The sequence below is a fragment of the Bartonella sp. AA18HLJMS genome, from assembly GCF_042197245.1.
In the GTDB taxonomy this organism is placed as follows: Bacteria; Pseudomonadota; Alphaproteobacteria; order Rhizobiales; family Rhizobiaceae; genus Bartonella.
Window position 1 is genome coordinate 92103 of record NZ_JBHIRP010000007.1, and the last position, 8406, is coordinate 100508.

6 protein-coding genes are annotated in these 8406 nt (G+C 36.4%); 3 read left to right on the forward strand and 3 right to left on the reverse strand.

Annotated elements, in window-relative coordinates; all coding sequences use genetic code 11:
- Nucleotides 1-81 precede the first annotated feature (81 nt).
- The 3 genes from ACFINW_RS05740 to ACFINW_RS05750 all read left to right on the forward strand — a co-directional run bounded on the left by ACFINW_RS05740 (nucleotide 82) and on the right by ACFINW_RS05750 (nucleotide 5692).
- On the forward strand, nucleotides 82-567 hold the full coding sequence (locus tag ACFINW_RS05740; RefSeq protein ID WP_375613651.1) for a hypothetical protein: 486 nt from the start codon (nucleotides 82-84) through the stop codon (nucleotides 565-567).
- Between the two features lie 2229 nt (nucleotides 568-2796).
- Nucleotides 2797-3240 (forward strand): hypothetical protein, encoded by a 444-nt coding sequence (locus ACFINW_RS05745; RefSeq protein ID WP_375610680.1) that lies wholly within the window; start codon nucleotides 2797-2799, stop codon nucleotides 3238-3240.
- Nucleotides 3241-4918: 1678 nt separating this feature from the next.
- Nucleotides 4919-5692 carry a DUF4167 domain-containing protein gene (locus tag ACFINW_RS05750; RefSeq protein WP_375611688.1) on the forward strand — a complete coding sequence of 258 codons (774 nt, stop codon included), beginning with the start codon at nucleotides 4919-4921 and terminating at the stop codon, nucleotides 5690-5692.
- A gap of 1306 nt (nucleotides 5693-6998) precedes the next feature.
- On the opposite strand, the gene ACFINW_RS05755 is transcribed toward ACFINW_RS05750, so the two are convergent.
- From ACFINW_RS05755 to ACFINW_RS05765, 3 genes are all read right to left on the reverse strand, one after another.
- Nucleotides 6999-7448 carry a hypothetical protein gene (locus tag ACFINW_RS05755; protein WP_375641010.1) on the reverse strand — a complete coding sequence of 150 codons (450 nt, stop codon included), beginning with the start codon at nucleotides 7446-7448 and terminating at the stop codon, nucleotides 6999-7001.
- Between the two features lie 44 nt (nucleotides 7449-7492).
- The gene (locus ACFINW_RS05760) at nucleotides 7493-7858 is read right to left on the reverse strand and encodes a hypothetical protein (RefSeq protein ID WP_375641011.1); all 366 of its coding nucleotides are present in this window, start codon (nucleotides 7856-7858) and stop codon (nucleotides 7493-7495) included.
- A 68-nt stretch (nucleotides 7859-7926) separates the two neighbouring features.
- Nucleotides 7927-8406: hypothetical protein (locus ACFINW_RS05765; RefSeq protein ID WP_375673956.1), on the reverse strand; the 480-nt coding region annotated here is incomplete at its 5' end.

Below are 8406 nucleotides of genomic sequence, written 5' to 3' on the forward strand. Positions count from 1 at the left end.
TGAGAAATGCAAGAGCCGTACAACGAAAAAAGAGATGCAAATGCCTTAATACGCGTTTAGCTTATCAAAAAGGGGGATATAATGGCACTTTTTCCATTTTCTATTGCTGATATTGATGATCCGGAATGTATTCGTGTGGTTCTTTATGCTAGCGGAAGAATGGGACATGCTCCTTTAAACGCATTGTTGAAGAAAGCATATGAAGATATTACAAAAATTGCAAAGCGCATGGATGCTTTAGAAAAAAAATTAAATGCTCTAGATCTTACCAATGTCGAACAGAAAAAAAATGAGAAAGAAGAGAAGCAAGACAGTATTAATAGTGTTGTGAGTGGTGGAATAACGACACCAAACAGTTTTGTGAGCGCACCAGAAATTAAAACAGAATCATCGTCCGTTGGAGACATATTTTTTTCTCCAATATACGAGGCGCCAAAAATAGACTACAGCTCTTTTATTTCAAAATTTACAGCACATAAGCCGCTAGGAATATACAGTAGTGTTGCTCAAAACATCAGTGTTGAGCATTCTAGAGAGATTTCTTCTTTGTTAGAAAAGGAAAAATAGAAAAGAGTGATCATAACAATATGTATGGGTTGAAGCTATAGATGAGATAAACCTGATTTATATCTTCGGTGGGGATTGGAATTGCACTCTGTTTGAGATGTTAAAAAAGGGTAAAAATTGATAGAGAAGCGTTGTTGCAGGATAAGTTGATCATGCGTTGTTGGGGAGAGTAGGGCGCATATTGAAATCTAAGGGCAAGTTTTTAAAGCCTACAGAGAAAGGAGCCGTGTTCGAACAAAAACGCATGACAAAAGAAGTTTTAAAAAAGATAAAAAATCTTGCAATCATTTTAAAAAGCTTTTTGGATAGGGCGTTTGATGATTTTAAATCTATAAAAAATTGCCATTTTTACGCTTTTTAAAAAGAAAAAAAGTGCAGTTCATCGCAATTTTAATTTGTTAAAAATCCCATAAAAAGAAAATGTTAATTGCTAAAAGGACAAAAGCAGAAAAATGCCTATAAGAAAATCATGCGTATCGTTGTGTCTTTTCTTATAAAGAAGAGAAATGCTATACTGTTGGAGCAGGCTTGAAGGCTAACGTTTCACTTGTTTTCTTATCAGACAAGATTGTACAAGCGGTTGTTGATTTGTCTTGTCCTGTTTATGCTGTAAAGACTGTCCTTTCAGGTGTGATGATATAAGGCAAGCCTCTTTGTAAGAGCTTCCATGATACAAAAAGTGTTTTTTAAAGGGCATGGCAAATATTTAAGGCAGGCTTATTTGTTGAGCTTTAAGTTTAAGTCAATCACATGCGAGAAAGCCAAATGAACCCCGATGCAATCTGGGCTGTTGATAGATCAGATTGGGTGAAGAATCTTCATCTTTTGAAGTGGTGAATGTAAGTTAAGAAAAACCAGCTTTTACAAGCGTAAAAGAACGGGTCTTATTATAATTATGGACTTAAATTATGTGTGTTTTTTCATGGATTATATTGAGATAAAGCTACAAAGTATTTTGATTTATTTGATACGTTTTTATTTTAGAAAGTGTATTGTTATAAACAGCTCTCCTCAATACGAATGTATCATTATTTATACTCTTTTTGGATATTTTTATAAATATAATTAAAAAGCTTGCAATACTATACGTTTTGTGTATAAGTATTTATTATTGATTTCTTTTGTATTTTATTTAGTTATATCTCTATTCATAAGCCGCGCCTTTAAATGGTGCGGCTTTTTTTACTTTCTAATAACAGGGGCGCTATATATTTGTTATTGAGATGGCTTTGGATATTTTTCTCATTATTGTATTTTGTGATTTCATTTTGCAGTGAAATCTTTAAATTCTTGTGTGTTTTATCCCAATAGGGAAGATTCAAATAAAAATGCAGGCGTCTGGGTTTGGTTTCTTTGCTTTGGTTGGGGGGCGTTGAATAGTTAAAGAATCTTTGTGATTGTTTGACGGAGAATGATATGAGGTGAAGCATAAAATGGTGGCGCATTTGAAGGGCCATTATCATACATGCCAGCATGGTCAAAAATGCAAATGTGTCTTTAACAGTGTTTGTTGATCTCGATTAGAAAGTCCATTCTTTTTTGTTAGGAGTTTTACATCTATAATCTCTTATCTTGTTTTAGCGACTGCTTTTTGAGGGGGCGGTAATAGAAGGCGTATAAGATTTTATATATGAAGTGTTTGTGTGGTGAATAACGGTAAATCCATTGAGCACTCCCATCTTCACGCTTATGTAGAGGCAAGTCCGCACCATCATTGTATTTTCTAGCTCCCAATTTTGCTACGGTCTTTGACACTTAAGACGATTCATAAGAGGCATATGCCTTTCTTATACAGTTTTTAATCCACATGCTAGCTCCGCTTGTAACTTGTAAGCAACATGGTTTTGATTGTTTCAATAGAAAACAAACTTCGGATGAGAGAATCCTATGGTGTTCGGGTTTCTCATTCAACATGTAAAACAATAAATATTCTTTATAAATCAATATGACATGTCTTAACAAAGACGAATTGTTTATAGATCCGCATGGATAAAGAATCTTTGTCTTTTAAAGTGGTGAGAGAAAATCATCAGCCCTATTTTTTCATAAAGGGCATGAGAAAAGTGTTTCATAAGAATTTTATACGATAAGAATTATACGGTAAAAAAGAGAGTCTTTTGACATAAGAGTCTTGATCGTTTGCGGCTATAACCTGTATTGTGTACACAGATACTTCTATCATTTTTTGCTGTAAAAGCTTCTCTTGGGATATTAAAGGGTACAATCTTTATGGAAAAAAGAATCCGAGCAAGACAAAAGGCTTATTTCAAAAGATTATATCGCAAGATTGCTTTTGTTTGCATAATACTTTTTTGTATAGTGTTTTTGTGTTTTGTTGTTGCAAAGGTGGTTAGTTATTTTTCTTCTCATAAAAAAGTAACACAACAAGCACCCGTTGAATTGGTTATTCCTGTTTTTGATCTACGCGTATATTGCAAGGAAATTTCTGCTTCTGTTATGCCCGATATGAAAAGAGAGGTTTATCAGCATTGTCTTAATTTGGAAAGTGAGGCCTATTTTGCTATTCGTGAAATGTGGGATAAGCTTTCTGATAGTGCTAAAAAACAATGTTTGACGAGGGTCCGTCCTGGGGATGGAAATTATTTTCTCTTACGAGACTGTTTTCTGAATGAAAGAGAAAATAAAACAGGCAAAAGGCGCAATTACTTTTAAGTTTTTATATGGAAAGTTAAAAGGATGCGAATTTTGACAAAAAGATAAAAGCCTCTTAAATGACTATCTGCCTCATGACCAATAGCAGCTTGATTTATTTATCTTGTTATATCGCACTTCTTATTTAAGGTGTGGCGACATAAGGTATGGATGGCCTCCTTGAAATGTTTAAGGGGGCGTGGTGGAGTTTCAAGAGGGTTTGTTGCGCTTTTTGAAGGGAAATAACGAGTGTGGGAAATCCATTTCGTAATGGTTTTGGTGAATGGTATAATGGTAAAACCCTCATGAATGTATAAAATTTATAGAGCATGTTCATCTTTATGGTTTGAAAAAGAGTAAGCCAGTACTATCTCACATTTTGCTCGCTCCCAATGGTGCCTGTCGACAGCCCTTTAGCCTTAGAGACGGTTCATAAGAGGCACTTTTAGTCTTTTTATCATTTTTACTCCACGCAGGTTTTCCCACATGTAACATGCAAGAAAAAGAGATTGATTCAACAGCAAACAGATTGAGGATGAAAAATCCTACGATATTAATTTTCTTACTCAACACAAAAAATATGAATTACCATTACAAATCAATTCAGTGTATGAATTTTATAAGTATTTTCATTGTTGACAGACCAGTGTGATTTGAGAATCTTCCTTCTTTGAGGGTGTAAGTCAATAGACATGACAAAAATGAGTAAAAAACATTCCTTTTATAAACATTTACGGCTTCTTCATGCGTAAAGCGCTGTGCTGGGTTTAAAAATGTGCTTGTTTTATAATTCTAGTTTTCTTTATCAGAAAAGATAAGTAAGGAAATACGTTAGGCCATTCTTATTGATAGGCTTTGAGGAGGGTATTTTTTTGAGAAGAAGCTGATTTTTAAAAAAGTGTGACATATTGGTCGTTTTTTTCATAATTTGATATTTTTTTGTATTTAAATATTTTGTTTTTAAGCTCAATTTGTTATAAATAAAAACTGTGATTAACTTAAAAACTCTATGGGTTAAAATAAAAATTGATAGTATCATTGACTTGTTTGGGAAAGAAGATTGATCTCTTGGTGATTATAGGGCTTGAATAATACTTCGTGTTAATCTATCTATAAAAATTAAGAGGTTTTGTGAGGCGATCGTGGATTATCGCTCGCAAGGGGTTGCTTTAGCGATGAAGAGAGGCTATATTTATAAAATAAAGAGGTTCGCGCAGTGACTCGTTGGGATGGAAGTGCTTGTGAGTTAAATGCACGAGGGGGTAGAGGATATCGGCGTTTTTAGGAGCGGTGGTTTTAGAGCAAAAAAGGAAGCTTCTAGTATTCTCTGGCAGGAATTTTTTCTTTGTCAGGTGTGTTATATGTGTGTTTTCCTTTTTGTTTTCCACAAGATAATTATTTTTTTTTAGTGAAATATGGTTTATTTTAAAAAAAACACTTGGCATTTTACGTGAACATCATTAGGTTTCTGCTGTTTGACAGAGAAAAAGGGAATTTTTGATTTACGATTTCCCTGCTGTTTTGTGATTTTCAAGAAAATATATGCTTTTATCAATATCAGTAGGGTTCGTTTGAGTGAAATAAACGCGGATAGCTTGATAATCGTATGTTAAACATGATCAGCATTATCAAAAGATAATGTAATGAGGAAGCGTCAATTAAGACACACATAAGACAAACACTCCAAAAAGGGATAAAGATGAGGCCACAACAAAATAGACGGGTACGCGGTCGCAATAATAACAATAATGGTAATAACAATAATAATCGTCGCGGTCCTAATCCGTTGTCTCGCAATTATGAAAGTAGCGGTCCGGATGTTAAAATTCGCGGGAATGCTCAGCAAATTGCCGATAAATACATAAGCCTTGCGCGTGATGCACAAGGTGCAGGCGATCGTGTTATGTCGGAAAATTATTTACAACATGCCGAGCACTATTTGCGTATTATTTTAGCAGCAGCTGGGCAAATGTCTCAATCGGTTCGGCGTGATGAAAATCGTGGTGATGAAAACGAAAATCGTGATGAAAACAATGGGCAAGAATGCGGTGAAATAAATCTTGATGGTGAAAAAAAGGATGCTGTCGAGGGTGATACAGATGTATTACAAATGTCGTCGCAAAAAAATGGCAATGGCCAATATGATAAAGCGCAAAATGGGGATGCGCGAGAAAACGCTTTAGAGGCTCTATCGGATGAAAAAACAGATCAAGAGCACTGCCTCTCTGAGAAAAATGTTGAACCTGTCAAAAAAATACGTCGTTCTCCTCGTCGACGTACTGTACGGACTCAAGATGAATCATCTCTTGAGCTTTCACTTACAACAGCAGAAAGCTCTAGCAATGGAGATGCATCAACAGCAACAAAAACAGCAACAAAAGAGGATTCTTCTTTGCCTGGATTAGGTGAGGGGATACAGAGAAAACCACGCCGTCGCCGAGTGGTCAATCTTGAGGCAGAGGAAAATGTTTAAACCTGAAGGGTGCTGTGTAAGCGCGCTTGTGTGGTGATGTTATTGGTATCATGATAATAAATTATAATATGCTCAAGAAGCTTCTTGCGCTTTCCTTGAGTTTTCACGGGGCTGTATTGAGACTTAACGAAGGCTGTTGACAGAAAAGATTGCCTCTTTGCTGAGATTTAAGTAAGCGGATACAGAGAAAACCACGCCGTCGCTCAAGTGGTCAATCTTGAAGCAGAGGAAAATGTTTAAACCTGAAGGGTGCTGTATAAGCGCTTGTGGTGATGTTATTGGTATCATGATAGTAAATTGTATATACTCAAGAAGCTTCTTGCGCTTTCTTTGGATTTTCACCGGCAGTATTGAGACTTAACAAAGGGTGTTGACAGAAAAGATTGCCTCTTTGCTGGGATTTAAGTGAGGAAATACAGAGAAAACCGCATCCGTGTATTTTAAGAGGCAGTTCTTTTATGAAGAACGCAATGTCGTTGTTTTATTTAATTCACACTTATATTTAATATTATTCAATGTATTCATGCCCATTTCGCACTGGTGTTCATGAATTCTATCATGTGAAATCCATCGGTTATCTTTGCTTAATAAAAGAGGTAAACTGGGCGTTATTGCTTTAATTTTCAATGTTGCAACAGTTCTTCTTTTGATACCGGATCATTCATAAGAGGTATTTTTATTCATCCATTTCCTTGCTGGGATATGTAAAGAAATGATTTTGATTCAGTTTCTTACGAACAGATTTGAAAGGGAGAATCTTACAGTATTTGAGATTCTCGTTTGACATGCAAAATAAATCATCACTATAAATTAATATGTTGAATTTTTGCACTCAAGAAGAGGTATTTCTTGCACGTTTATTAGCTTTTCCCAAGTGATGTCATTTTCTTAAAATGGGAATGCGTTGACAGAAAGGTTTCTTCTTTTCCAAGATTTAAGTGAGGGGATACAGTAAAAATGCGCCGTCGCCCGTGTGGTGGATATTTAAGACTTATCACATTAATTTATAATAATAATTCATTGTTTTGAATGTTAGGTGAGAGCCCCTAAACCCCTAGAATTCTCTCATTTCCAAATTTGTTCCATGTTGGATCAACAAAAACCATTCGCTTGCACGTTGCAAACGGGGAGAGCCCGTGTGGATAAATTTGTATAAGAAGGAATAAAAATGGCTCTTATGAACTCTCTCTAGCGCCAAGGATTGTCGGCAACACCCACGCGCTGGTAAAGCGTGTGATAATGCCAGCTTGCAGAAAATGTTTAAACCTTCAGAATGCTATGTCAGCGCTTATTGATGTTAGTTTTCTTAATGAGGCATTATCTTCGCTCTCTCTTTTGTTGTTTCAACAGAAAGAATGGAGACAAGTGCACCGGTATGATAATTGTAAATCATAAATTTTGTTTGTCCATCAGGGGTTAAAACTTTCAGTACAATATTGTGTTCTGAGAGGCTTTGCGACAAAATCTGTGTTTTTTCCGGTAGAGAGAGCGTATGATGGATAATGTGTGGGTTTTTGCTGAGAGAGGAAGATAGCTCTGTTTGTTTTGGCGCTGATCCGGTTGTTATCACTTTATAAACAATTAAAAACAGTACGGTTAGAATAAGGAAAAGCGTTATTAAAACGGAAATAATCATTAAACCCATAAGTTTTTTTCTTACTCGTTCTACAGCAGGATCTAAAGGGAGATCTTGAGGCAGAGAATTTTGCTCTGTGTGATGGTCTTTTGAAGGGTGCATTCGCTTATTATCCATCATGTCTTTCATTGATTATTTTTTTGAGATCTGATGGGTTTATGCTTTTAAAGTTTTTTGTGCAAGAGGTTTGTGGAAGAAGAATGTAAAAGAGGAAGCGATGTTGGTAAAATATCTTCTTTGTGTACTGTAGACAGCTTGTCCTTTACGTTTTGGCTTTTAAGCAGGAAATTTCCACGGTTTGTTACAGACCAGATCAATTTTACTTCTTGTTGATGTAAATCTGCATGGACGTTTATACATTGAGCAAAAATTTGTTGTCCAGAAAATGAAAACTTTTTTGTGGACGGTATCATGGATTGTTCACATGCTTGAGCCGTTGGATAGATTTTAACCATTGTATTGTTCGAATAGCAACTATTAAAATCATCTGTACATGAAACTAATAAGAGGATAAAAACAAAGGGATTCATCAATCATTTTCCAAATGAGAGGTTGACAGCATGGGCTCCAATTTGTCAGCCTAGGGGCTTCTTCACTGTTAAACGCTTTTACAGTTTTTTAGTTCCTCCTTTGAGATGTCCGTTCCTCCTTTGAGATGTCCGTTCCTCCTTTGAGATGTCCGTTCCTCCTTTGAGATGTCCGTTCCTCCTTTGAGATGTCCGTTCCTCCTTTGAGATGTCCGTTCCTCCTTTGAGATGTCCGTTCCTCCTTTGAGATGTCCGTTCCTCCTTTGAGATGTCCGTTCCTCCTTTGAGATGTCCGTTCCTCCTTTGAGATGTCCGTTCCTCCTTTGAGATGTCCGTTCCTCCTTTGAGATGTCCGTTCCTCCTTTGAGATGTCCGTTCCTCCTTTGAGATGTCCGTTCCTCCTTTGAGATGTCCGTTCCTCCTTTGAGATGTCCGTTCCTCCTTTGAGATGTCCGTTCCTCCTTTGAGATGTCGGTTCCTCCTTTGAGATGTCGGTTCCTCCTTTGAGATGTCGGTTCCTCCTTTGAGATGTCGGTTCCTCCTTTGAGATG

Coding starts and splice junctions, on each gene's coding strand:
- ACFINW_RS05740 (WP_375613651.1), top strand. CDS start 82: ATGGCACTTTTTCCATTTTCTATTGCTGATATTGATGATCCGGAATGT.
- ACFINW_RS05750 (WP_375611688.1), top strand. CDS start 4,919: ATGAGGCCACAACAAAATAGACGGGTACGCGGTCGCAATAATAACAAT.
- ACFINW_RS05745 (WP_375610680.1), top strand. CDS start 2,797: ATGGAAAAAAGAATCCGAGCAAGACAAAAGGCTTATTTCAAAAGATTA.
- ACFINW_RS05760 (WP_375641011.1), bottom strand. CDS start 7,858: ATGAATCCCTTTGTTTTTATCCTCTTATTAGTTTCATGTACAGATGAT.
- ACFINW_RS05755 (WP_375641010.1), bottom strand. CDS start 7,448: ATGATGGATAATAAGCGAATGCACCCTTCAAAAGACCATCACACAGAG.